20 protein-coding genes and 4 pseudogenes are annotated in these 23,409 nt (G+C 61.6%); 9 read left to right on the plus strand and 15 right to left on the minus strand.

The features are described from left to right. Positions 1–29 precede the first annotated feature (29 nt). Together NKJ20_RS28155 and NKJ20_RS28160 are read right to left on the minus strand one after the other, a co-directional pair. A complete protein-coding gene (locus tag NKJ20_RS28155) occupies positions 30–968 on the minus strand; it encodes an ABC transporter substrate-binding protein (RefSeq protein WP_352748579.1) in 939 nt (312 codons plus the stop codon). A gap of 116 nt (positions 969–1,084) precedes the next feature. Further along, positions 1,085–1,696 (minus strand): cupin domain-containing protein, encoded by a 612-nt coding sequence (locus NKJ20_RS28160; protein ID WP_352449197.1) that lies wholly within the window; start codon positions 1,694–1,696, stop codon positions 1,085–1,087. A 1,335-nt stretch (positions 1,697–3,031) separates the two neighbouring features. Between NKJ20_RS28160 and NKJ20_RS28165 the strand changes: the two genes are divergently transcribed. Both NKJ20_RS28165 and NKJ20_RS28170 read left to right on the plus strand, forming a co-directional pair. Beyond that, positions 3,032–3,589, plus strand: a complete 558-nt coding sequence (locus NKJ20_RS28165; RefSeq protein WP_023679231.1) for an OsmC family protein — start codon at positions 3,032–3,034, stop codon at positions 3,587–3,589. 59 nt (positions 3,590–3,648) lie between these two features. Then, positions 3,649–4,872, plus strand: a complete 1,224-nt coding sequence (locus NKJ20_RS28170) for an NAD(P)-binding domain-containing protein (protein ID WP_352748583.1) — start codon at positions 3,649–3,651, stop codon at positions 4,870–4,872. 57 nt (positions 4,873–4,929) lie between these two features. Here NKJ20_RS28170 and NKJ20_RS28175 read toward each other — a convergent pair whose 3' ends face one another. From NKJ20_RS28175 to NKJ20_RS28185, 3 genes are read right to left on the minus strand one after another with little or no spacing between them, the layout of a single operon-like run. Then, positions 4,930–5,379 (minus strand): CoA-binding protein, encoded by a 450-nt coding sequence (locus NKJ20_RS28175; RefSeq protein ID WP_031212498.1) that lies wholly within the window; start codon positions 5,377–5,379, stop codon positions 4,930–4,932. A gap of 5 nt (positions 5,380–5,384) precedes the next feature. After that, a complete protein-coding gene (locus NKJ20_RS28180) occupies positions 5,385–5,756 on the minus strand; it encodes a 2Fe-2S iron-sulfur cluster-binding protein (protein WP_352748586.1) in 372 nt (123 codons plus the stop codon). Beyond that, a complete protein-coding gene (locus NKJ20_RS28185) occupies positions 5,753–7,108 on the minus strand; it encodes a selenium-binding family protein (protein WP_352748589.1) in 1,356 nt (451 codons plus the stop codon). Before NKJ20_RS28185 ends, NKJ20_RS28180 begins: the two co-directional genes overlap by 4 nt. Before the next feature lie 441 nt (positions 7,109–7,549). Between NKJ20_RS28185 and NKJ20_RS28190 the strand changes: the two genes are divergently transcribed. Both NKJ20_RS28190 and NKJ20_RS28195 read left to right on the plus strand, forming a co-directional pair. Further along, positions 7,550–8,455, plus strand: coding sequence for a tyrosine-type recombinase/integrase (locus tag NKJ20_RS28190; protein ID WP_352748592.1), 906 nt, complete (start codon positions 7,550–7,552; stop codon positions 8,453–8,455). Positions 8,456–8,465: 10 nt separating this feature from the next. Further along, positions 8,466–9,517, plus strand: a pseudogene (locus NKJ20_RS28195) (IS91 family transposase). 865 nt (positions 9,518–10,382) lie between these two features. Here NKJ20_RS28195 and NKJ20_RS28200 read toward each other — a convergent pair. Both NKJ20_RS28200 and NKJ20_RS28205 read right to left on the minus strand, forming a co-directional pair. Then, positions 10,383–10,706, minus strand: a complete 324-nt coding sequence (locus tag NKJ20_RS28200) for a DUF718 domain-containing protein (RefSeq protein ID WP_352748595.1) — start codon at positions 10,704–10,706, stop codon at positions 10,383–10,385. A 38-nt stretch (positions 10,707–10,744) separates the two neighbouring features. Continuing rightward, a pseudogene (locus NKJ20_RS28205) lies at positions 10,745–11,002 on the minus strand (SAM-dependent methyltransferase); the annotation flags it as partial. 161 nt (positions 11,003–11,163) lie between these two features. Here NKJ20_RS28205 and NKJ20_RS28210 point away from each other — a divergent pair. Beyond that, complete coding sequence (locus NKJ20_RS28210; protein ID WP_352748598.1) at positions 11,164–11,718, plus strand: Crp/Fnr family transcriptional regulator; 555 nt, start codon at positions 11,164–11,166, stop codon at positions 11,716–11,718. Positions 11,719–11,793: 75 nt separating this feature from the next. After that, complete coding sequence (locus NKJ20_RS28215; RefSeq protein ID WP_352748601.1) at positions 11,794–12,834, plus strand: NAD(P)/FAD-dependent oxidoreductase; 1,041 nt, start codon at positions 11,794–11,796, stop codon at positions 12,832–12,834. Positions 12,835–12,889: 55 nt separating this feature from the next. On the opposite strand, the pseudogene NKJ20_RS28220 reads toward NKJ20_RS28215, so the two are convergent. Together NKJ20_RS28220 and NKJ20_RS28225 are read right to left on the minus strand one after the other, a co-directional pair. Further along, positions 12,890–13,138: pseudogene (locus NKJ20_RS28220) on the minus strand (glutathione S-transferase family protein); the annotation flags it as partial. Between the two features lie 141 nt (positions 13,139–13,279). Further along, positions 13,280–13,884, minus strand: a pseudogene (locus tag NKJ20_RS28225) (enolase C-terminal domain-like protein); the annotation flags it as partial. A 320-nt stretch (positions 13,885–14,204) separates the two neighbouring features. Here NKJ20_RS28225 and NKJ20_RS28230 point away from each other — a divergent pair. Beyond that, positions 14,205–14,438 (plus strand): hypothetical protein, encoded by a 234-nt coding sequence (locus tag NKJ20_RS28230; RefSeq protein WP_023679240.1) that lies wholly within the window; start codon positions 14,205–14,207, stop codon positions 14,436–14,438. A gap of 158 nt (positions 14,439–14,596) precedes the next feature. Here NKJ20_RS28230 and NKJ20_RS28235 read toward each other — a convergent pair whose 3' ends face one another. Then, complete coding sequence (locus NKJ20_RS28235) at positions 14,597–15,730, minus strand: aminopeptidase (protein WP_352748604.1); 1,134 nt, start codon at positions 15,728–15,730, stop codon at positions 14,597–14,599. Positions 15,731–15,997: 267 nt separating this feature from the next. Between NKJ20_RS28235 and NKJ20_RS28240 the strand changes: the two genes are divergently transcribed. After that, complete coding sequence (locus NKJ20_RS28240; RefSeq protein WP_352748606.1) at positions 15,998–16,657, plus strand: L,D-transpeptidase; 660 nt, start codon at positions 15,998–16,000, stop codon at positions 16,655–16,657. A gap of 10 nt (positions 16,658–16,667) precedes the next feature. Beyond that, positions 16,668–17,180: an OmpA family protein gene (locus tag NKJ20_RS28245; protein ID WP_352748609.1), complete on the plus strand. Its 513-nt coding sequence runs from the start codon at positions 16,668–16,670 to the stop codon at positions 17,178–17,180. 283 nt (positions 17,181–17,463) lie between these two features. On the opposite strand, the gene NKJ20_RS28250 is transcribed toward NKJ20_RS28245, so the two are convergent. Genes NKJ20_RS28250 through NKJ20_RS28270 form a run of 5 tightly spaced genes read right to left on the minus strand, consistent with a single transcriptional unit; the run spans position 17,464 to position 23,200 of the window. After that, positions 17,464–18,699, minus strand: a complete 1,236-nt coding sequence (locus NKJ20_RS28250) for an adenylate/guanylate cyclase domain-containing protein (RefSeq protein ID WP_502902838.1) — start codon at positions 18,697–18,699, stop codon at positions 17,464–17,466. Beyond that, entirely contained in the window at positions 18,627–18,992 is a 366-nt protein-coding gene (locus tag NKJ20_RS28255) for a response regulator (protein WP_352748615.1), read from the minus strand. The genes NKJ20_RS28250 and NKJ20_RS28255 overlap by 73 nt, the downstream gene beginning before the upstream one ends. Further along, positions 18,989–21,643, minus strand: coding sequence for a GAF domain-containing protein (locus tag NKJ20_RS28260; protein ID WP_352748618.1), 2,655 nt, complete (start codon positions 21,641–21,643; stop codon positions 18,989–18,991). Before NKJ20_RS28260 ends, NKJ20_RS28255 begins: the two co-directional genes overlap by 4 nt. Continuing rightward, entirely contained in the window at positions 21,609–22,172 is a 564-nt protein-coding gene (locus tag NKJ20_RS28265; protein ID WP_352748621.1) for an SCO family protein, read from the minus strand. The genes NKJ20_RS28260 and NKJ20_RS28265 overlap by 35 nt, the downstream gene beginning before the upstream one ends. 20 nt (positions 22,173–22,192) lie before the next feature. Continuing rightward, on the minus strand, positions 22,193–23,200 hold the full coding sequence (locus NKJ20_RS28270) for an ABC transporter substrate-binding protein (protein WP_352748624.1): 1,008 nt from the start codon (positions 23,198–23,200) through the stop codon (positions 22,193–22,195). Positions 23,201–23,409 lie beyond the last annotated feature (209 nt).

Genomic DNA, 23,409 nt, shown 5'->3' on the forward strand with positions numbered 1-23,409 from the left:
CGGCGCCGCGGCTCGGTCGCCGACGCAGTTTACTTGAACATCGCGCGATATTGGTCGACATTCTTCTTGGTCACGATCGTCACCGGGATATTGATGATCGGGTCGATTTTCTCGCCCTTCTTGATCTTGCCCAGCGCTTCGACCGCGGCCTTGCCTTCGCCGGCCGGATCCTGCTGCACGACCGCCACCACCCAGCCGTCGTCGATGCCCTGAACGGCCTGCTTGGTCAGATCCCAGCCGAACACCTTCACGTCGCCGGTGCGGCCCTGGCTGGTCACCGCCGAAACGGCGCCGAGCAAGGCCGGTTCGCCGGTCGCATAGAGCGAATTCATGTCCGGATTGGCCGTCATCAGGTTTTCCGAAGCGCTCAAGGCGGTCTCCTGAACGTTCTGGCCGTCGACTGTGTCGAGGAAGGTGACGGCCTGGCCGCTTTCGGTCACCGCCTTCTTGAAGCCGTCGAGGCGCTGGTTCTGGATGAATGAATTGAGTGCGCCGACGATACCGATCTTGGCCTTGCCGGCCATATCGGTCTTCACATAGTCGGCGTAGAATTTGCCGATGTCCTCGCCGGCCTTGGTGTTGTCGACGCCGATGAACGAAATATTGTCGCCGTCGGGGATCTGCGCGTCGATGGCTATGACGGGAATGCCGGCCGCCTTGGCTGCAGTGATCGCAGGCTTGACGCCGTTGACGTCGATGGCGACCAGAATGATGCCGTCGACTTTCTGCGTGATGTAGTTCTCGATCGCGTCGTTCTGCGCGCTCGGCACATTGTTGGCGTTGAAAATGACCAGCTTGGCGCCAGCGGCGTCGGCTGCCTTTTGCGCGCCCTCGTTGATCTGGTTGAAGAACAGGGCCTGCTGGTTGATGTTGACGAGAGCGAACGTATCGGCAAGCGCCGATCCCATGGCTACCGAGCCCATGGCAATGGCGGCGGCACAGCCGGCGAGAAGTTTGAACAGACGCATTTCGGTTCCCCTTGCTTGCGGACCAGACCTCGGCTGGTCCCGTTGGTGCTACAGGCACGAGGCAAGCATTCAAGAGACTTGAATATTTGTCAATCCAAATGAACGCAGAGCGTTGCTCAGAAAGTCGCCGGCGTGTTGACCCAGAAAATGCTAGCGCGTTCCTCGCCGATGTTGCGGTAATGATGCGGCAGCTCCGACCTGAACACGAAGGCATCACCGGTGGCGAGAGCATGGCTCTTGCCGTCGACGATCAGTTCGATCCGCCCGGCGAGCACGTAGCCGACTTCCTCGCCGGCATGCTGGATCGGACCTTCGCTCGAGCCCTCTGCCTCGATGTGATGGATGTTGCATTGTAAGAGGTGGCCAGGCGAATACGGGATGATGCGTTCGAGCGAAATTCCTTCGCCACGCCGTAGCGCGTCGAGCGCGATCAAAGGCCTTGCGCCCGCCCGGAATACGATCGCCTCGTCGTCGTCGACTTGCTCGAACATCCAGCCGATATTGGTGTCGAGAACCTCGACCAGACGGTGAAGCATGGGCAGGGACGGCGAAGCCTTGCCGTTCTCGATCTTGGACAGCAGGCTTTCCGAGCAATTCGCAGCCGCGGCCAGCGTCTTCAGCGTCATGCCGCGTGTCTGGCGGGCGAGGCGCAGCCGAGTTCCAAGTCTTGCGGCATTTATGGTGGCGTCCGTTTCTGATTCTGGCCGCCGTCGATCGATTTTGTTCATCTGTTCGCCAACCATTCAACGGTCAAGGGCAACTATCGCGCGAGCAAAAGACCTCGGCTGACGATTTGCAAGTGCTGATGCGTCAAATTCGAGACTGCAGCCGCAGCTACCTCATCCGGCGAATGCCGCTCCCGCATGAACCTGCTGAATGATCCCGCGCCAGTTATCCCTATCGCTTGGCTGTCCATCGTGGTCGAAATCGCCAGCCGTTACCGCGTTTGCGTCACGTGGCGAGTGGACTTGGAACGACAATGCGGGCAAGGCGGGCCACGCAGCCAATCTACACAAACACGGCCGCGCCGACACGATAAAATCTGGACTGTCCCCGAATTTGCGGAGCGCGCCCAGAAGTCACCCGCGGCAGCGCCCCATGGAGTTACGCCCAGGGCGCGCAGGCTCTCGATAGCCGCGACGTATCCAATGAAATCCTGGGGGCAGTCGCGCAGCCGCTTGAGCTTCGGCAATTTTGAAGAAAGTCCAACAGAATTAATGAACTAGCACCTTGCTGATGTAAGTTGCGGAAGCGACGCGCGGTTAATGCTTTAGAAGGATAGACACATCGACACGAGGTGCGAAGAAGCAACGCCAATACAGCTGGTTGGTTACAACATATTTATTTTCGCAGATATGGTATTGCCCGTCCGGGGATTCCTGTACACGGTCCCGTGGGATGGTGAAATTATGCGGCAAATAAGTGTACCCGCCGTCTACCCTGGACCGCACCGAAGACCGAGGTATGGCGCGGCAATCTGAACCGCCGCAGCACTTGAATTTGGTCTGTGGGTCAATCTTATCTTCGTACCAATCATGGGCGTTAGCGGCTGTTGCGGCGGCGATACACATCGCCGTGAAGATGAGCCTTCGCATGGCATTCCTCAAGTATCTGGCAGGCGCTGCTCGTTGGGGTTTCCATGTATATTAGCGTTCCATTGAAAATACCATTGGCCTCCGACCGACTTAACGCAGCTTCAGCAACGCTCGCAACGGAAGACCGCATTGGGTCACGTCAGGACGACACTTGCGCCGACCAAAGGTCAGCTCTTGTCGCTCCGGGTTGGAAACCGGACCGTCTGCTCTGCGCCTGATGTCGGCCATAGAGGCGAACTTTGCCTCCGCCCGGAAGCAGACACTGCAATTGACCACGCTGAAGGTCGTGGTCGCGCCAGAGCCGGCAAAGGCACAACTCGGCACACGAGGGCGAACATTCCGCTGCGGAAACAACTTGAAGAAACGCTTCGCGGCCCATAGCATGCCGCGCCATGGTGAAATCTGATCGAGAGGTCAGTGAGATCGGTCGGGTTTTTGAGCCAGTGCAAGGTAGGGAGGATAATAATTATGGCTTCCGAAGTACAGGCAAACAACGGCGTTAACGTAGAGGCGCTGCTCGGCGCACGCGAAGCGCTTACCAACGCCCCGGAGGCAGCGCAGTTCAAGTGGCGCGCGGCCTGCGAATGGAAGGATGGCACCCACAGCCACTCGTCGGTCGAGAGCTTCTACGGTCTCGGCGAGGATCAGCATCGCAAGACCACCTTCACATTCGACGCAGACCATCCGGAGGTCTTCGCTTCCCAGGACAAGGGCGCCACGCCCGTCGAATACGTGCTGGTCGGACTGGCGAGTTGCCTGACCGCCGGCATCGCCGCGGTTGCCCAGAACCGCAACATCCAGTTGAAGTCGGTGAAGGCGACCATCGAAGGCGACATGGATCTCGCCGGAATACTCGGCATCGACAGCGACGTGCGCAACGGCTTCAGCGGCATCACGGTGAAATACAACATCGACGCCGACGCCAAGCGCGAGGACATCGAGGCTATCGTCGCTCAGTCGCAGAAGCGGTCGGCGGTCTATGACATTGTCACCAATCCGACGAACGTCACGGTCGTGGTGAATTGAAAGGCGCTTCGAACCGTAGACTCTCCTGATGAGAGGGTGCGATTAGTTCCGTCACCACAGTGATCGTCGGCGCGGGGCACGCGGGGCTCGCGATGAGCCGCTGCCTCGCGGAGCGCTCTATCGACCATGTGCTGCTGGAGCGCGGCGAGATCGCCCATACCTGGCGCACCGAGCGATGGGATTCACTGCGGCTGCTCACCCCGAACTGGCAGAGCCGGCTGCCGGGCTTCCGCTATGACGGCGACGATCCCGACGGCTACCGGACGATGCCTGAGGTGATCGACTTCCTCGGGAACTATGCCAAGGCGATCTCGGCTCCGGTCAGAACCCACTCGACCGTTACCTCGGTTCGCAGCGACGGGGCGGGATATCTTGTGCGCACGGACCGCGGCGAGTGGCGGTGTCGGACCGTCGTGCTGGCGTCGGGCGCGTGCAACATCGCGCGCCTGCCCGACGTCGCCAGCCGCGTGCCGCCGTCGGTCGCCATGCTGACGGCACAGTCCTACCGCAATCCGGGTCAGGTCGCCGACGGTGGCGTGATGGTGGTGGGCGCGTCGTCGAGCGGCACCCAGATCGCACAGGAGCTGCAGCGTTCGGGGCGTCAAGTGACCCTGTCGGTGGGCGAGCACATCCGGGCGCCCCGCGTCTATCGCGGCAAGGACCTGGAATGGTGGATGGACGCCGCCGGCGTGCTCGACGAGCGTTACGACGAGGTGGACGACATCAGGCGGGCGCGACGGGTTCCTTCGCTACAGCTTGCCGGCACGCCCGACCGCATCACCCTCGACCTCAATGCGCTCGACGACCTCGGCGTCCGGCTCATCGGTCGTCTTGCCGGCATCACCGAAGACGGCAAGGCCCAGTTTGCGGGGTCGTTGCGCAACATGTGCGCGCTTTCCGATCTCAAGATGGCACGGCTGCTCGACGTCATCGACGAATGGGCGCGCGCCAACGGCCTGGACGCTACGGTCGGGCCGCCGGATCGCCCGCCGCCGACCCGTGTCGAGGACAACCCGCCGCTCGGCCTCGATCTTGCCGGAGGCGCGATCAGGACGATCATCTGGGCCACCGGCTACCGGCCGGACTACTCCTGGCTGGAACTGCCGGTCCTCGACCGCAAGGGCCACGTCCGTCACGACGGCGGTGTAGCGGAACATCCGGGCCTGTACCTGATGGGGACGCAGTTTCTGCGCCGCCGCAAGTCTGCGCTGATCGACGGCGCTGGCGACGACGCGCGTGATCTCAGCGATCATCTGGCATCGTACCTCGGGATCAACGTCTGAGACTCCAGAGGGAACAGGTTGGTTGCCGCGACACCCCCGAATTCTGCGCCCCTGCAGTCATATTCCCAAGTGCAGCTTTGGCTTCCAGAAGGGGCGGAACAACTCAATCTTGGGACAGCGGTTCATCACCACTTTCAAGCCCGCTTCCTCCGCCAACTGGGCGGCAGCGTCATCGCGCACCCCAATCTGACCCCACAGAACCTTGGCATTGATTGCGATGGCCTCCTGTGCAACTTCCAACAGATCTTCGGAGCGGCGAAAAACCTCAACCATATCCACAGGCCGGTCGATGGCCGCTAGTGACGCGTACACCTTAAGCCCTCGAATCTCATCCAGACCGGGACTGGGGTTGACCGGGATCATGTCGTAGCCGATTTCGTGCAGCACCCTGAGTACCCCATAGGAAAATTTAGTTTTATCGGGGCTGGCCCCAACCATCGCGATGGTTTTGACCGATTTAAGAATGTCTTGCAGATAAGCCTCCGAATACGGCTCATCATGATTCATATGGCTCATTTCTTTGCTTCCAACTGGGTCGCAATATCGGCTTTCAATTCATGAGCGGCCAGCGGGTCAAGGAAGGGGTTGCGATAGAGCTTGTCGTGGCTCTCAACGCCGACCTCCAGCGTGCAGTCGCTCATAGGGCGGGCGACGCAGAGGATTATATAGCCATTGTTGATCTGGCGGTTGTTCAGCGCCCGCTGCGCTTTTTGATCGACTTTGCCGCTGATTATTTTGGCCGCACAGGTTATGCAGCCGCCATACTTGCACCCATACGGCAGATCCACGCCCTGCTCGCGCAAGCTTTGCAAGAGGGGCTTGCGGGGATCGACGTCAAAGGCCGCACCGCCTTGATTGGCGAGAATGATGGTGAAGCAGGTCATACCCAGATGTCACTCGTGCAATCACCCCCGGGATAACGGGTTTCGTGGCAGCGGCTTGGTCCATTTGGTTCCATACCAAAATCAACAACGAATAGCGGATCGATTTCCATGCCGCCGTTTTCCGTATCGCAATTGACCATCAGCATGCATCCGCCATTGGTACGGATTTCCGGATAGAACTGATTGTCCCAGGTCGAGAAGAGCGAGGTCGTCACATAAAGGCGCTTGCCGTCGAGGCTGAGCTGTATCATCTGCGGCCCGCCAGTCACTTTCACGCCATTGACCTCAGGCGCACGGCCGAGAAGTCCGCCCATCCACACTTGTCCGGTAAGCTTGGCGTTGTGGGGGTCCGAGATATCATACTGACGAATGTCGCCATGCAACCAGTTGCACAGATAGAGGTATCGATCGTCCATGCTGAGCAGAATGACTGAGATAACGCCCGGTATCGGAATCGGCCATTCGGGATGCGGCTCATTGCCGACATCGACAATTTTTTCCCATTGCCAGTCACCCGCCGCGTCCTTCCACCAATGGATGATATTTGCGGAAAGGGCCGCGCCAACAAAGCCGTGACTGCTGTCGGGATTATGATGGAATCGCACTTCCAGCGGGATCAAGCCATCTTCACCGAGATAGAATGTTTGCTTTGGCTCCTTCTTTTCAAAATCCCAGAAATGGATTTCTCGGCCATATTTCAGATGACCAACCTCTTCCAGGTCAAAGCCAGGCATGAAGGTATTGGGCGCGGCCCATTCCGAGCTGACCATTACGTTGTGTCGCGGCTGGTACCAGAAATCATAACCAAACTTGATACTGCCCATGGAGTTTTCCCAGCGGCCGACAATCTCGAACTCCTTGCTGAGTTGCAAATAGCCGCCGGGGGCATTGCCCTGGGCGTCACCAAGCATGGAAACGATGATGTCCGAGCCGAGGCAATGCACCGTGTGTGGCGCCGACAGGTTAGTCCTGGCTTTGATTTCAGCGCCGTCTATCACCTTGAACAGTGTCGGGCTGCGCGGATCGGTACCGCAATCGACAATATGCAGATTTGACGAGCGCACACCCGGCACGATCAGATATTTCCGCTCCATGCTCGCATCGCCGTGGCACGACGAACAGGCATTCCAGCCCGAGTGATGAAGCTCATCGCCAATACCCGGCATTTGCAAACGCGAAATCACCTGGCTGTAGGTCGAACTCTCCGGGTCGACATCAATGGTGCACAGATAGTCCGGCTTCTGAATGCCCGTGCCGGTGTAGATGGCAATCGTATAGAGCAGCTTTTCGCGAGGTGCCGTCATCGCCTCGGCTGGAGAAGCATAGCCCGGTCCACAGCAATGATTGGTCATGGGTACTTCCCTTTGAACAGATCACTGGCCAGCCCCAAGGGGCAAGCTGGAATGTTAGTGCATGCTTGGCATTGGCGCTATGGCCGAGGTGGCTTGTGAAGTGCGCACGTGACGTACAACTTGGCGACAGAGCCCCCGTGGGACCACCCAACGCCAGCTTCTTATCCCGAGGGAACGTTGGCGGAGTGATCGGAGAGCAGTGCCTGGACCAAGCCCAAGTGAAAGCCCCCGGCTTCTTTCCACGGTTTCAAGACAGTATTCCAGCGGTCGGGAACGTCTGGGTTGGGTCATGGAACGAACCCGCTCGCGCGGTAGGGCGCGAGGTTCGAGGCTTGCAGATTGTGTCAGCAGCGCCGGTGAGGTTGTGATCGATCAGGGGTGACGGACGGCCATCGGCCTCCGAGCATGAAGTGTCAACCTTCAGCTTGAGAGGAGCATCCGATGACCGTCCCTTCGCATCCATCCGGCAACGCGCTTCGCGAGCGCATGATCGAAGACATGTCCATGCGCGGCTTCACCGAGGATACGCGCCGTGACTATATCCGTTGCGTGAAGGCGTTTGCAGCCTTCATCGGGCGCTCGCCTGATACCGCGACGGCTGAGGATCTGCGGCGTTTCCAACTGCACCAGACCCAGGCCGGCATGCGGCCGCCGGGGATCAACAGCTCGGTCTCGGCGCTGCGCTTCTTCTTCACCGTGACGCTCGACCGGCCCGATCTCTCGCGCCGTCTCGCGATAGTCCACCAGCCGCGCAAGCTGCCGCTGGTGCTGAGCGTCGAGGAGGTGGCGCGGCTGCTCGAAGCCGCACCGGGTCCGAAGTACAAGGCGGCGCTGGGCACGGCCTATGGGGCGGGGTTGCGGGTGTCGGAGATCGTGGCGCTCAAGGTGACCGACATTGATTCGACGCGCATGCTGATCCGCGTCGAGCAGGGTAAGGGGCGCAAGGACCGCCAGGCCATGCTGTCGCCGCAACTGCTCCAGCTGCTGCGCGCCTGGTGGCGCGAGGGCAAGCGCCGCGGCGTGATGCTGCCGCGGGGCTGGCTGTTTCCGGGCCGCAACCCGATCACGCCGCTCTCCACGCGGCAGATGAACCGTGCCGTCCATGCCGCGGCGGAAGCCGCCGAGATCAAGAAGCGGGTGACGCCCCACACGCTGAGACATTCCTTTGCCACCCATCTTTTGGAGCAGGACGTCGACATCCGCGTCATCCAGGTCCTGCTCGGGCATGCCCGGCTCAACACGACCGCGCTCTATGCCCACGTCGCCACCAGGACGATCCACACCGTGATGAGTCCGCTCGACCGGATCAGCCTGCTCACAGAGGACGAGACACGACCGGACAGATGACGCGGCGGCGGTGCGCCGCCCGTCGCTGGAGGTCGCCGACATCTTCCATCGCCATGGCGCCGCCTGGCGCGCGGCGCATGCCGGCCATCTCAGCCTCGGCCAGCTGAAGGTGATGGCGGCGATCGAGAGCTGCCGCACCGCGGCCCTCGGCGGTCATGTCGAGGCGTGCGAAGACTGCGGCCACAGACGGATCGCCTTCAATAGCTGTCGCGACAGGCATTGCCCGAAGTGCCAGGGTGCGGCGGCACGGGAGTGGCTTGCCGCGCGCCAGGCCGATCTCTTGCCGGTCGGCTACTTCCACGTCGTCTTCACGCTGCCGGCCGAGATCGCCGCCATCGCCTATCCCAACAAGGCGGTGATCTATGACCTGTTGTTCCGCGCCGCCTCGGAAGCGATGCTCACCATCGCGGCCGATCCAAAACATCTCGGCGCCCGCATCGGCATCACCGCCGTCCTCCATACGTGGGGCTCGGCGATGACCCACCACCCGCATGTGCACATGATCGTGCCCGGCGGCGGCATCGCGCTTTTGCTGCCTTCCTGGCACCGCTCAAAAAGAAGAACTGGTTCGTCTATGCCAAGCCGCCCTTCGCCGGACCCGAGGCGGTGCTGGCCTACCTGTCGCGGTATACCCACCGCGTCGCCATCTCCAACAGCCGGTTGATCGCGCTCGACGAGGCCGGCGTCACGTTCCGCGTCAAGGATTATCGTCGCAACGGGGAGGAGCGCTACCGGACCATGACGCTCGAGCCGGCCGAGTTTATCCGCCGCTTCCTGCTCCATGTCCTGCCCAAGGGCTTCCACCGCATCCGCCACTATGGGCTGCTTGCCAGCGCCGGCCGCAAGGCCAACATCGCGCGCGCTCGCGAGCTTCTCGCCGCGCCCCAGCCCAAGGACGAATGCGGCGGATCCGCTAGCGCCGATGCGGCCGCCCCAACCGACTGGCGGCCGCCGTGTCCGTGCTGTGGCGGCCGCATGATCATCGTCGAGACCTTTGCGCGCGGCGGCAACGCCCGAGCACCCCCGTCCGGCAACTCGACAAGCGGAGCCCGAGCATCATGATCATGCCCCGCTCATCACCGCGCATCATCTCTGCCGAGGGGCCTTATCGTCCCCGGATGGACGGCTTCGCGCGCCGCCGCCCAACCGCACCGAAATCGCCCGCTCTTCAACCGCCACACCGCATCATGCGCCGCCTCGGCCGGCCGTGCGCGCCCATCAACCCGAGCAGTCCCACCTATCAGGCGCATCAGTGCACCCACTGCCGACCAAGCCAAACCGTCAAATCCCCATAGCGCCGAAACCGCGCTCTCCATCCCGCGGGTTCTTTCCCTGGAGGCTTTCGGACGCCGGCCTCCGCGCCAAGCCAACACGTTGTTGGCCGGCATCCGTAACCCTACACAGTTCGAGACTTCGAACCCCGGATTGGATGTCTGCATTCTCGCGCGTTCTTACCGCAATCGATCGGACCGCTTCCGGCCATTACCTGATCCTCAATCGCAATCGCGCATGGTCATCCTATCAGGTTGAGCTAACATCGGCGCAATGCGTGTGGGGTCTGAGCGGGTGTGCAAAATGAGAGCAAGTCTCCTTGCAATCGCTACCTCGACGCTGCTGAGCGAACCCAGCACTGCGTGCATGATGCCTGGTTCTTTGAGTGCGGAGGAACGAGCACTCGCCGACAGTGTCTTCGTCGGACCGTTGTCCGCTTGGATCATCCGAAGCAGAGAAAAACCGTAGCGCGCGGTGAATCCTCACGCAGCGGGCTGAGGCCACCCAAGCCTCCGGCTCAGCCGCTACAGCCCGTCAGACGCCCGACCAATTCCGGCACGAACCTCTGTCGCTTGGCTACATCCGCCAAAACCTGCTCTGCCTTTTTGGTTGATCGCCTGGGAGTTCGGCCGGCCTTCGCTAACTCGAGCCTGCCTCAGCTTACCTCAGCAACGACTGTCCCCGAGACCGGGTCGGTAAGGCCGAGGTCGCCGCCGAGGTCTTCGAGCATATCGCGGAACGTGTCGAGAATGCCGATCATCGACGGCCGTGCGGCGGCGAGGCTGTCCATGTCCTGCCACTCGCCGACAAAGCAGAACGTGGGCTCGCCAGTCTTGATCAGGGCGCCCTTGCGAAAGCCTGTCGCGTTGAGCGCGATAGTCTTGTGCGCTTCGACGAAGGCCTTTTTATGCTTGGCTTTGTGCGAAAGCGGACTACATTGTAGGCGGTCATAGCTTCCTGCGATCGATTGGAGCAGCAACCTTTTTGAGCAGCAATCTTCCTGCGGCAGCCATCCTACTACGGGCGGGCCTCCAGCACCATGTTGGACGGCGTCTCCGCGGTGCGGCGGAAGCGGTGAAGCCACCGCTGGTGACGACCTCCCTCAGCCTTGCCTCTCCGGCCTGGGCGCCAGCCCCGGAGCCCGACATCCTGCGCCAGCGACGCGGGCGTGCACACAAAGGCGGAGGCGGCATAATAGGCGCGCCCGACGGGGTTAACAGCCAGATGATCGTGCGCGAACGGCTCGACGATCATCCACGTGCCGTCCGGCTTGAGCGAGCTACGAGCATGCGTGGCATGGCGTCGAGGCTGCCGATCTCCCCCACAATAACGGTACAACAACGGGGAGGTTGCGCTCTCTGCCAAAACGCGGCTCCGCCTCACTTTTTTATTGATCACCACAAAAAAACAACGCTAACTGGCTCCCGCGAGGGGCCATGCTGACAAGTGATGAAGTGGGAGCGATCCCGTTGTTTTCGGGTTTGCCGGCGGCAGAGCTGGAGCGGCTGGCGCGGACAGCGGCCGATCTTCACCTCAGCCCCGGAGAGTTCGCGATTCACGAGGGTGGAGAGGCCGCGCTGTTTGCGGTTCTCGCCGGCAAGATCGAAGTCCTAAAGACCTTCGACGGCATCGAGCGAACGCTGGGTTGGCGTCTGCCGGGAACGATCTTCGGCGAGGTGCCGATTGCGCTTGGCTCGGGATTTCCCGGTGGCTATCGCGCCGCCGAATCTTCCCGCGTCATGCGCATCGAGGTTCAGCAGTATTATTCCATCGCCGCGGTTTCAAAGGACGTGGCCCAAAAGGTCAGCGCGCTTGCCCGCGAGCGGATGGGCGGGCTGCAAAGCGTCACTGCCGAGCCGCAGAGGCCGCGCGTCACATTGGTCGGCCATCGCTGGGACACGGCGTGCGGCGAACTGCGCCGGTTTCTGGCCCGCAACCAGATTTCGTTCACCTGGCTGTTGCCCGACACGTCGGATGCCGAGGCTTTCTAGTCTGCCCTCGGCAGGCCGGCTCTCGATGGTCCCGTTGCCCGGCTGGCGGACGGGGAGATTATCGAAGCACCCGCCGTGCGCGATCTTGCCATTCGCCTCGGGCTGCAGACGCGCCCGCGCGGCGCCGAGTACGACGTCGCGATCATCGGCGGCGGACCGGCCGGTCTTGCGGCTGCGGTCTATGGCGCCTCCGAGGGGCTGCGCACCATCGTCGTCGAACGCGAGGCGCCTGGCGGGCAGGCGGGAACATCCTCGCGCATCGAGAACTATCTCGGCTTTCCAAGCGGCATTTCCGGCGACGAGCTTGCCAGCCGCGCGCTGCAGCAGGCAAAGCGGCTCGGCGCCGAAATCCTGGTCACCCGTTCGGTCGCCGGCATTGACCCGACGACGGACGAGGTGGTGCTCGACGGCACCGATGTCGTGCGCGCCCGCAGCCTCATCCTGGCAACCGGCGTCGCCTGGCGCCGTCTTGCCATCGACGGGTTCGACCGGTTGATCGGCAAAGGCGTTTATTATGGCGCCGCGCGCAGCGAGGCGAGCAGCACGCATGGGCAGGATGTCTACCTGATCGGCGCCGGCAATTCGGCCGGCCAGGCGGCGATGCATTTTTCCGGCCATGCGCGCAGCGTGACGCTGCTGGTGCGCGGCCCCTCGCTTGCCGACAGCATGTCCCACTATCTGATCGAGCAGCTCAGGGCGAAATCCAACGTAAAGGTCCAGCTTCGCTCCGAAGTCCAGGCCGTGCACGGCGAGACGCACCTGACGGCGATCGACATTCTCGACAAGACCGGCAACGAGGTGAGCCGGCACGAATGCGGCGGGCTGTTCGTGTTCATCGGCGCCAACGCCGAGACCGAGTGGCTGCCGGCCGACGTAGCGCGCGATGCACGCGGTTATGTGCTGACCGGCGACGACGTGAAGAAGGCCGGGCTCTGGTCGCATGGCCGCGACCCCTACCTGCTCGAGACCAGCGCGCCCGGCATCTTTGCCTGCGGCGATGTACGCCTGAGCCCGGTCAAACGCGTTGCCTCGGCGGTCGGCGAGGGCAGCATGGCCATCGCCTTCGTCCACCAGTATCTGGCCAATGAAGAGAAAGTAGACCGCAACCAAAGCTAGAGGGTCAAGTAACCAGAATGTCATCAGCCGGTCGATGCGGCGTGAAAACCGCCAATTAAGCATCGAAAGCACGCTTGAAGGCTGGCCGCACTTCGCCGCGGGCTACATAAGCGGAGAGGTTCGGATATTCGTCCAGTATAGCCGATCCGTTCAACCTGCGCAGCACCGCCACCATCAGAAGGTCACCGGCGCTGAACGCACCATCGAGCCAGTCGGCATTGCCCAGGCGATCGGAAAGTTCGCCCAGCCGGCCACAGATGCGATCCTCGACCATGGGCAGGCGCTGCTTATGCCAGGTCTCGTCGCGGGTCGTCAGCGGAAGGGCAGTTTTCTGACTAGGTCGTTCGAGAACCGGACCGTCTGCTTCCGGCCCCGAAACGGTCATTCCGGATGACAGGTTGCGTGAAGCGGTTCGCGCGGTGCACGGTGGCGCAAGAAGGATGGTTCAGTCGAAGAAGCCCGCATTCTCTTCCCGGAGATACTTCCTGGCTGCTTCGACGTCGATGTCGAGGCCCAGCCCCGGCGCTTGCAGCAAGTCCACCATGCTGTCCTTCACGATCTGCGACGGCAGGCCGATTACGAGGTCCTCCCACCAGGGGTCGGAGGCGCTCGGGTATTCGAACGCGATGTAGTTGGCGGGCAGGGTGGCGCAGACATTGATCAGCGCGCCGAGGCCGAGAAGGCCGTTCGCGGTGCCGTGCGGTGCCATCAGGATCGAGTGCATATAGGCGTGCTCGGCGACCCATTTGAGCTCGGCAATGCCGCCAATATCGGCCGGATCGGGCCGATGACGCGCACCGCCTGCGTTTCGATCAGCTCCTTGAAATTGTGCCGCAGATAGATCTGCTCGCCGGTGTGGATTGGCGTCGAGGTTGAGGTGGTCAGTTCCCGATAGGCCTGCGGATTGACCCACGGCACGTAGTCGCCGATCAGCATGTCCTCGAGCCACATCAAATTGTACTTCTCGACCGCGCGAGCGAACTTGATCGCATCGGGCAGCATCCAGCCGGGGCCGCAGTCTAGCGCCAGGCCGACCCTGTCGCCCAGGAAATGCTGGCGCGAATGAATGCAAAACCCGATCGCGTGCTGTCTCCGAAGAGCAATTTGAGGTGAACTTCCTCAGGCCACGCCCGGGCGGAGCCATCCCCCGCCCGCGTCGCGGCAGGCAAGCTCGGATACTCGAACGTGTGCGTCCAATCCTCCTGACTCGTTCGTGTCGACATGGCTTGCGATCTCCGACTCAGGCGGAACCCATGATTCACAGCCGACCCCAAGGGACACTGTTGCCGCCCATCTAGCCGTATTATCGGTATCGGCGAAGCCGCTGATCTGTGCTAAGCCGCCGCCCGAATAGCCAAAGGAGTACACCCGTGAGCGAGCCGACCGTGGCCGAGGCGACCGACAGCATCTATGCATCGCTCCGGGTGAACAATGCCGACATCGACGCACATATCGCGGCGCTCAAAGCAGCGCTGGCGCGAGAGGGGATAGAACAAGCGGTGTTCGATCCGACCAGGCTGGCGCAGAACAACCGTTCGGGCCGCAAGCTAATGCAGGCTTATTTTCGGCAGCGCGGCGTGAGCGTGAGGTTTTCGGCCTCGTAGGGGCGCACGCTAAGGCGCCACGGCCCGCCGGCAATCATTGTGGTCCAAGATCCCGCGGGGAGTTCAGGCAAGTCCGCTTTTGGCTTCTGTAGGCCGGCATGCGGCTTCCGGCCCCGCCGAGGTCAAGCACCTAGGAAATCGGCCGACAAATGGTCAATTCAATCACCTGCTCCGGCTGCCGAGTACATCAGCGACCGATTCGCCGCTTCTGGTTTGCGGATTTGACCGGATCCATCGCATGAATCTGCCGCCTTGAGCGCTTCGGCGCGGTCAGATTTGTCTAACGCTCCTATCCATCGAACCGACGCGAAAAATCGTGGATAGTCGCCCGAACACAAATCGAACAAGCGGAGAAACGTCGCCACCCGATCGCCGTAGACGGAAGTCGCGGCGAGCTTCGCGTTGTTGATCGGAGAATCGAACCAGACATCGTACCTCCGGTATCCATGCCAGCGACTGTCGCGCATCTCTCGGTAGCGCATCCGCAGCCGTTCGATCGCGGCTATCTTTGCGGCCCGCTTTTGCTCAGAGGTAGCGCTGTCGTCATAGACGTGCCTTAGCTCGTCTCGGGTCTGCGACACCAGCGCAAGAAATTGAGCTCTGCGCCTCCGGTCGGCTTCGTAACGGCGCAAACCGGCAGTATCCCCATTCGCGCGCAGCCATTTTCTTACACCGGTTGTTTCGACAGCGCTAGCGAACGCCTCGTTGAACCCGGAATCGTCCTGTACGTAGACGCGCTGGTGGGCCAGCTCATGGAACACCAGCCCTGCAAGACCCGCTTCATCTTGGCTGAGCATGGTGCTTAGCAGCGGGTCACTTGACCAGCCGAGTGTGGAATATGCAGTGATGCCCGTCACATAGACGTCCAGGCCCTGTCTCTGAAGTTCGACAGCGGTTTCAATCGCAGACCTTTTGGAGAAGTATCCTCGGTACGGAACGCATCCGAACACAGGAAAGCACCATGTTCGTGGCGTCAGCGAGAATTCCGGCGCTGCGAAGATGGCCCATGTCACCGCGTCCCGACCAACGTCAACATAGCTGCGGTAGCTATTGTTGTCCGGCAGCGCTAGTTCATCTATCGCAAACTGTCGGATGGCGCTCGCCGATGCCATTCGAGCGCGCAATGTCCCAGGGGTCGAAGGATTGTCGATCAGCTTTCCTACATCCTGCCGCGCCGCCATGATCTCCAGGTGACCCTTCAGGGATTGTGCGTAGTAGGAAATGCAGGTGCAACCTGCCACGCCGGACATCACGATCATCGCAGCAACCGAACGAAAAAAAGCATGCATCATGCCCACAGCATCGCTCACACGTCCGGATAGGGCAAATGTCGCAACTACGCCCGGTCCGAAACCGTCGCGCCAATTTGGTTAAGATCCTGGATGGGGTTTAGGCTAGACGTTCGTCCTCGGCAAGATTGTCACAATTCGGTCACACGCCGCCAAATTGCCGAATGTCCGGACACGGCGGACTGAAGCAACGCAGCATTTTCCACTTTGAGGCGAAGTAATTCTCAACTATGGTCCGCCAGGCTTTTGGCATGGGGGGGAATATTGCCGATGGTTTTATCACGCAGGGATGTCGTGCTCGGCGGCCTGGCGCTGGTCGCGGTGGGTGCAACCGGCAACATTGCTCAAGCAGCGGCGGCAAAATCCTTTTTCGCCGGTACCGCCAGCGACAACAATTTTGTGTATCGCAAGACCAACTTCGCCAAGATCGACAAGAGATGGCATCGCCAGATCGTCAAGTATTTCAGCAGCGAGCCGGTCGGCACCGTCGTGGTCGATACCCGCCACCATTTCCTCTACGTCATCATGGAAAACAAGACCGCCATCCGCTACGGCGTCGGCGTCGGCAAGGACGGCTTCAAATGGTACGGCCGCGCGACGATCGACCGCCGCGCGCTGTGGCCGCAATGGGTCCCGCCCCCCGAAATGCGCAAGCGCAGGCCGGAGCTACCCCCCATGATCGCAGGCGGCGCGTCCAACAATCCGCTCGGGCCGCGCGCGCTCTATCTGCACCGCGACGGCGCCGACACCGGCTACCGCCTGCATGGCACGCTGGAGCCATGGAGCATCGGCACCGACGCTTCCAGCGGCTGCATCCGCATGTTTCCGGAAGACATCATCGACCTCTATCAGCGCTGCCCGATCGGCACCGGGGTGCAGGTCCTGCCGCACATCGCCGACCAGGCGCCCGCTTCCACCACTGTCGAATGATTGGCGCCTCATGAACCGCATCATTGAAAACACGCGCCGGCTGCTCGCCGCCGGCCTGCTGCTGCTGACCGCATCCTGCTCGACCAGCAACACGCTGGCCCCTCCCACGCCCGACGTCACCAACACCGAGGTTGCCGGCTTTCAGAACGTGCAGCCGGGCAGCGAGGAGGATTTTATCCTCAATGTCGGCCGCCGCACCTATTTCACGCAAGGTTCGGCCGCGCTCGATTCTGTCGCCAAGGCCACCCTCGACACCCAGATCGCCTGGCTAGCAAAGCATCCGCGCTGGCTGCTCAAGCTGCAGGGTTTCGCCGACGATCCCGGCGCAAGTGAAACGGCGCTGTCGCAGCAGCGCGCCGATGCGGTGATGGACTACCTCGCCGCCGGCGGCATAGACCGCGACCGCATGTGGGCCAAGGGCTACGGCAAGGACAGGCTCGTCCGCGAGTGCCCCGACACCGCCTGCAGGTCGCAGAACCGCCGCGTTGTGTCTAATTTGCGCGATGTGAGGGACGAGCCCTAGGGGGCTGCTGTTTTGCTTGTGACCCGAAGCAGAGTCTCACACGCGACGGCGGCATGGCTGCTTTGCGCCTAATGTCGGTCATCGAGCACGCCATAGCCGCATCCCAAAAGCAGACATCCGAGTGAACAGGCTTTATTTGCGTAGGCTGCCATTGGGTTGTTACTCGCGGAGCGACCGCTTTCCCCCGTTGCGGCGAACTGGAGATCGGTCGATGGCTGGGGCTGCTTTGTGCCGACGGTTCGACGGGCCGTATCGTCCGAAAGAGACCGGAGTGCGCCCAACGCTAGCTTGGCCGACCGATCCACCGCACGATTTCATAGGCAGGCATCGGGCGGCGAAAACCCTTCAGCGTCAGTTCGCCAACGGCGACGGACTCAACCAGTGATTCGACGGCACCAACGACCCGCTGGCTCACGAGAATCTGGCGCGGCCCGGCTTCCTCGCACAATCGGGCGGCATGGTTCGACACTGTGCCTATCACTGCATAGTCGGCGCGCTGATCGAAACCGATCCGCCCGATGGTTGCATGGCCTCGGGCGATGCCGATTCCGAAGCCGAGCAAGTGGTCGCGCTTGCGCCATTGCTCCGAATGCTCGTCAATCGCATCACGCATCGCCGTAGCCATGCAGACGGCTCTCTCGGTATGGTCGGCGCAGGGCAGTGGATCGTTGAAAACCACGACGATACCGTCACCCACGAACCGCTCAAGAGTTCCCTCGTGGCGGACGATTTGTTCACCAAGACAGGCGTGGTATTCGCCAAGAACCGCCATCACCTCCTCGGGTTCGGCGGTCTCTGCGAAGGCCGTAAAGCCGCGCAAATCGCAAAAGACAACGGTCACCTCGCGACGGTGACTTTGCAGAAGCGCATCGCCATTTCCCGCCGCAAGGATCAGGTCGGCGACCTGCTCGGGCAGGAAACGCCGGAGTCGGCCCATTCGCTCGATCTCGATCACCTGATCCGCCAGGGTCTGCTCGAGCGAGCGGTTCCAATTGGAAAGCTGTGCGGCCTGTTCCTGGAGCAGTTGGGCCTGGCTTGCGACGGTATCGTGAAGCGCCTTCTGGCGCAGCATCGAGCGCACCCGCGCGAGCAACGACCTGTGCTCGAACGGCTTGGTCAGATAGTCGTCGCCGCCGGCGTCCAGCCCCTCGATCACGTCGCGCGTGTCAGCTTTCGCGGTGACAAGAATGACCGGGATCGATCGCAGAGAGACATCCTGCTTCAGCACGCGCACCACGCTGATGCCGTCGAGCTTCGGCATCATGATGTCGAGGAGGATCAGATCCGGCGTGAGATCGCGGGCCGTCGCAAGCCCCTCTTCACCATCCGCGGCAGTCACCACTTCGTAGCCATTCGCCTCGAGCCGCATGCGCAGGATCTCGAGATTTTCCGGGGTATCGTCGACCGCGAGAATGCGAGGCGGATTGTGCAAGGCACTGTCTCCCCTCAGGAAAGGAACTGGCGAATCTCGGCGAGCAGCTGGCGCGGACTGAATGGCTTGGCAATGTAACCATCGCACCCTGCAGCAAGGGCTTTCGCCTCGTCGCCCGACAGTGCGTAGGAGGTGACCGCGATGATCGGAATGTGCCGGAGCGCCGGGTCGGCCTTTATACGGCGGGCCGCTTCATACCCGTCGATTACCGGCAGCTGAATGTCCATGAGGATCAGGTCTGGCTTCTCGGCCGCGGCAGCGGCGACGCCGGCGGCACCGTCCGCCGCCTCGATCAGCTCGTATTCGGTGGTGGCAATGAGATCGCGGATGATCTGGCGGTTGTCCTCGGTGTCTTCCACCATCAGGATTCGTTTGCTCATGCCGCCCTCGCGTCCTCATTCACCCGGATTGGTATCTTCAGCCGGAATGTCGATCCTGACCCGAGCACGGACTCGACGTCTATGGTCCCACCATGCATTTCGACGATGCGCTTTGTGATCGCCAGGCCGAGACCTGTGCCACCCTTCTGCCTGGTGCTGCTGTTGTCGACCTGCTGGAATTCTTCGAAGATGAGAGCCTGGTCCCTGGACGCGATGCCGGGACCTGTATCCCGGACGGTGATCTCGAAATGTCCGTCGGCCGCGCCGGCAAGAATGTCGACCGCACCGGTTTCGGTGAACTTGACGGCATTGCCTGCAAGATTGAGCAGGACCTGCATCAAACGGCGTTCGTCCCCGCGGCCGATTGGAAGGTTCTCGGCAACAGTCGTTGAAAGCTCAAGACCCTTCGCTCGTGCCAGCGGCTCGACAGCCGTAACGGTCAATCGAACAATCTGCGCGACGGAGTAGTCCTCGATCGCCAGCGTGAGCTGGCCGGCTTCGATCTTGGAAAGGTCGAGTACGTCGTTGATGAGCCCGAGGAGGTGACGGCCGTTTGCCTGCACGCGCGCGACGGTCGTCTTCGCCTTGTCCGGGAGTTCGCCGTAGATGCCGTCGACCAACAGTTCTGTGAAGCCCAAGACTGAATTAAGCGGTGTCCTGAGCTCGTGGCTCATATTCGCGAGGAACTGGGACTTGTGGCGGCTAGCTGCCTCCAGCTCCCGGCCTTTCTCCTCGATCTCGCGGAACAGCTTGGCATTCTGGATCGCGAGCACCGATTGGGCTGCGAAGGTCTCCAGCAGGTGGACAACTTGCTCATGGAAGACACCTGGCTTTTGGCGCCTGACGACCAGGGCACCGACGATCTTGTTGGGCCTCAGCAACGGAACGATCAGGATACTGCGATAACCGGCTTGGACGACCGTCTTTCTTACAAGCAAGGATGAGGTCTCCTCGCTGAGGTCGGGAAACTGCACTGGCATGCAGCGCCCGGGTGCGTCGCCGATCCCCATATCGGCCAGCTCGATCGTCTGGTGTGAGACTGCGGCTATAAGCTCATCGCTCATACCGAAGTTTGCGCGCGGACGGAATTGCTGCCGCGTGCTGTTGAACACGTAGATGGTGCCAGCGTCCGTCTCCGACAACTGGACCGCTTTGGCGACGATCGTTTTCAGCACCGTGTCGAGATCCAGCGTCGAATTGACCGCCTTGCTCACCTCACCCAGCGCCTCGAGCTCACCAACAGACGCGGCAAGCTCGCGCGTTCGTGACTGCACCGCCTCGAAGAGCCGCGCATTCTCGATGGCGATCACCGCCTGGTCGGCGAATGTCTCGACGAGCGCGATCTCCTTGGGATTGAAAGATTGCGGCTCAACCCTCGTCATGACGAATACGCCAACGAGATCACCTTCCCGCAACAGCGGGGCAGCGAGGACGGTGCGGAATCCGCCTGCCTCAGCGATCAGGGCAACGCGGTAGTCCGGATCGGCGGTCACGTCTTCGATTTGCACGATCCGCCGCTCTTCGATTACGCGCCCTACGGCGGAGCCCCGGCCTGCGGCAAGCGCTGGAAGTGGATTGGCGTCGACATAAGCGCGGAAACTGGGCGGGTAGCCATGCGTCGACACGTAGCGGAACGCGCCGTCCAGCAACTGCACGATACCACCCTTGTCGGCACGGCAGAGCCTGACAGCCGATTCCACCAACGTATCGAGCACAACCTGCAGATCGAAGGTAGAGCGGCTGATAACCTTCAGAACGTCTGCAGTGGCTGTCTGCTGCTGAAGGGCCTCGTCGAGCTGCTGGGTGCGCGTCTCAATCTCCTGATACAGGCGCCCCAGCTGGTCGGAGGTCTGGTTGACGTTAGCGGCGAGCACTCCAAGTTCGTCGCGATTGGCGACGGCAACGTGTTGGGCGAAGTCGCCGGCCGCTATCTGACTGAGACGCGTCTCGATCTTCTTGACCGGTTCGATCAACGACCAGGAGATGATGTAGCCAAGCGCAAGCGCGAGCAGGATGCTGCCCACAGCAAAAGCGACCACGATCAGTCGAGAGGTGCCGTACGCCCCCTCGCTCGCTTCGATGGCCGCGACCATGTCGGCTTCGGCCATGTTGACCAGCTGGTTCGTCAGCCGCTCGAGTCGGTCGGCCGACGGCATGATCTCATCCAGCTGAACCTTGCGCGCCTCCGCCGTGCGACCGGCGCGGAAGAGCTCCGCGACATGCGTCACGCCGGCCGCAAGCCGTTCGTACTCCTGTCGGACCTGGCCCAGCACCTCCGCCTCAGTTTCAGCGACGAACTCCATGCGGTCGAGGTCGTAGCCAAACTGGTTGAGCTGGCGCAGCGCCCCATCCAGCATCCGGTCGTCCTGAAGCAACAGGGCGGTGGAGATGCCGTAGAGCTGGGTGGTCGTATCGTGCTGCACCTGGCGATAGGCCGCGATCCTGCGCTGCAGCTTGATCAGCTCGTTTGTTTGATCATTGACCCCACTCAGCACCTGCAACCCGACGGCCCCGAGCACGATCAACAGGCCGACGATCGACAGGAACGCGATCAAGAGCTTGGTCTGGACGCGCGCCGGCAGCCGGGCAACCCAGCCGACTAGCCAGTTCGTTATGTTACTTGGATTCGTCCAAGAGGCTGAGAAGGTCACCCCGGAACTCCTCTAGGTCGAACCGAACGCCAAGATACTGTACGCGCAACATGCCCTTGGGGTCTATGAGCGACGTCAGCAACGTGTGGTCGACGTCACCATCCGCCGTTTTCTTCGCGATGACGCCGTATTTCCGTCCAACCTCATGGACAACCGCCGGATCACCGGTAAGGAACGACCAGCCTTTCAGATCGGCGCCAAAATTCTGCGCATATTCCTTCAACACGTCGGGCGTATCCCGCTCTGGGTCGACCGTGATCGAAATGAAGTCGATCTTCGACCCGAACGCAGAGCCTAGCTTCTCCTGCACACTGGCCATATGGGCGGTCAGCATCGGGCAGACGTCGGTGCAGTACGTATACATGAATGCAACGGCGACCACCTTGCCGCGAAAGTCGTGCAGCGACACGCGTACACCGTCCTGCGAGGTCAGGGTAAAGTCCGGCGCTGCTCCGATCGTCGGCAGGCGCAGGTCGTGCGCCGCGTCATGCGCAAGTGCCGGCCAAGGGGCAAGAAATGCCAGTGCCAATGCGCATGCCGGCCAGCCCGTCACGTCTTCAACTCGCGCTTGACCTCGTTGAAGAACTGCCAATCGGTGCCATTCGCGATGATCTCGTTCGGGTTCGACTTGACGATGCCGGCTTCATGCAACCGTAACGAGAAGAATCGGACCGTATCCTCGGGATCGAAGTCGCGCCAATCGGAGTATGGGAGCTCGCGGAGCGACTGCACGGCGTAGTCGTATTGTTCGGTGTGTCCGCCATCCACCAAGAGGCGTGCCACCCGTTCCGGTTCGGCCGCGCAGATATCGGCCGATTTGATGATGGCCCGGATGACGCGCTTGGTGGCAACTGGATTTTTCTCGGCATACGCGGCGTTGACCGCCAGCATGCAGCAGTAATATTGCGACCACGGCCGGTCCTTGGAACTGTCGAGGATGACGTGGCCGACTTTGCGGGTGCGCAGGTCCTGAGCCTCAGGCGGAAAAGCCAGGAAGGCGTCGACCTTGCCCTCGGCGAAGAGCTCCGCCGGCTTTGCCTCGCCGACGATCCATTCGATGTCGCGTTGCGGATCGAGGCCGACATAGGTCGCCATGGCACTGACGAAGATATGCGGATCCGACGATAGATTGCCGCCGACGCCGACTTTGCGGCCCTTGAGATCTGTGATGCTCTTGATGTTCTCGCGTCCGAACAACTCGTAGCAGCCGACATGGACTCCGGAGATCACCTTGATCGGGGCGCCAGTGTCGACCGGAATGATTAGGGCCGTGGCAAAGTCAATGCCGAAGTCGATGTCGCCGCGCGCCAGCATCTCGGTCTGGGCGATACCGGCCTCGGCGGCCACGAAGCCGAAATCTGAGAACCCCTCTGCGCGGATCAGATCCTCTGCGACGTACTGCGGAGCGATGCAGATACCAGGCGCTGCCGCAAAGCGGGCGATCGTGGTTTCAGGTGCCGCTTCGGCTGCTACCGCATTGCGGCCGTTGGCAAGGCCTGCTGCAGCGAGCGCAGACAAGCCTGTGAGGAAACGGCGACGGTTCTGGACAATCTGCACGAGTTTCTCCTCCCTTAAACAGGCATGGCGTGTCGGCGAGCGGTTTACGTCTTCAGCTCGCGCTTCAGCTCGATAAGGAAGCGCCAGTCCGTTCCGTCGGCGATGATCTGTTGTGGGCTGGACCTGATCATGCCGGTCTCCTGCATGCGCAGTGTGTAGAACCGCAGGGAGTCTTCAGGGTCGAATTCCCGCCAGCGGTCGTACCGGAT

The organism is Mesorhizobium sp. M0185 (genome assembly GCF_040322175.1).
Classification (GTDB): Bacteria; Pseudomonadota; Alphaproteobacteria; order Rhizobiales; family Rhizobiaceae; genus Mesorhizobium.

Coding starts and splice junctions, on each gene's coding strand:
- NKJ20_RS28155 (WP_352748579.1), bottom strand. CDS start 968: ATGCGTCTGTTCAAACTTCTCGCCGGCTGTGCCGCCGCCATTGCCATG.
- NKJ20_RS28160 (WP_352449197.1), bottom strand. CDS start 1,696: ATGAACAAAATCGATCGACGGCGGCCAGAATCAGAAACGGACGCCACC.
- NKJ20_RS28165 (WP_023679231.1), top strand. CDS start 3,032: ATGGCTTCCGAAGTACAGGCAAACAACGGCGTTAACGTAGAGGCGCTG.
- NKJ20_RS28175 (WP_031212498.1), bottom strand. CDS start 5,379: ATGAATCATGATGAGCCGTATTCGGAGGCTTATCTGCAAGACATTCTT.
- NKJ20_RS28180 (WP_352748586.1), bottom strand. CDS start 5,756: ATGACCTGCTTCACCATCATTCTCGCCAATCAAGGCGGTGCGGCCTTT.
- NKJ20_RS28185 (WP_352748589.1), bottom strand. CDS start 7,108: ATGACCAATCATTGCTGTGGACCGGGCTATGCTTCTCCAGCCGAGGCG.
- NKJ20_RS28190 (WP_352748592.1), top strand. CDS start 7,550: ATGACCGTCCCTTCGCATCCATCCGGCAACGCGCTTCGCGAGCGCATG.
- NKJ20_RS28210 (WP_352748598.1), top strand. CDS start 11,164: ATGCTGACAAGTGATGAAGTGGGAGCGATCCCGTTGTTTTCGGGTTTG.
- NKJ20_RS28235 (WP_352748604.1), bottom strand. CDS start 15,730: ATGATGCATGCTTTTTTTCGTTCGGTTGCTGCGATGATCGTGATGTCC.
- NKJ20_RS28240 (WP_352748606.1), top strand. CDS start 15,998: ATGGTTTTATCACGCAGGGATGTCGTGCTCGGCGGCCTGGCGCTGGTC.
- NKJ20_RS28245 (WP_352748609.1), top strand. CDS start 16,668: ATGAACCGCATCATTGAAAACACGCGCCGGCTGCTCGCCGCCGGCCTG.
- NKJ20_RS28255 (WP_352748615.1), bottom strand. CDS start 18,992: ATGAGCAAACGAATCCTGATGGTGGAAGACACCGAGGACAACCGCCAG.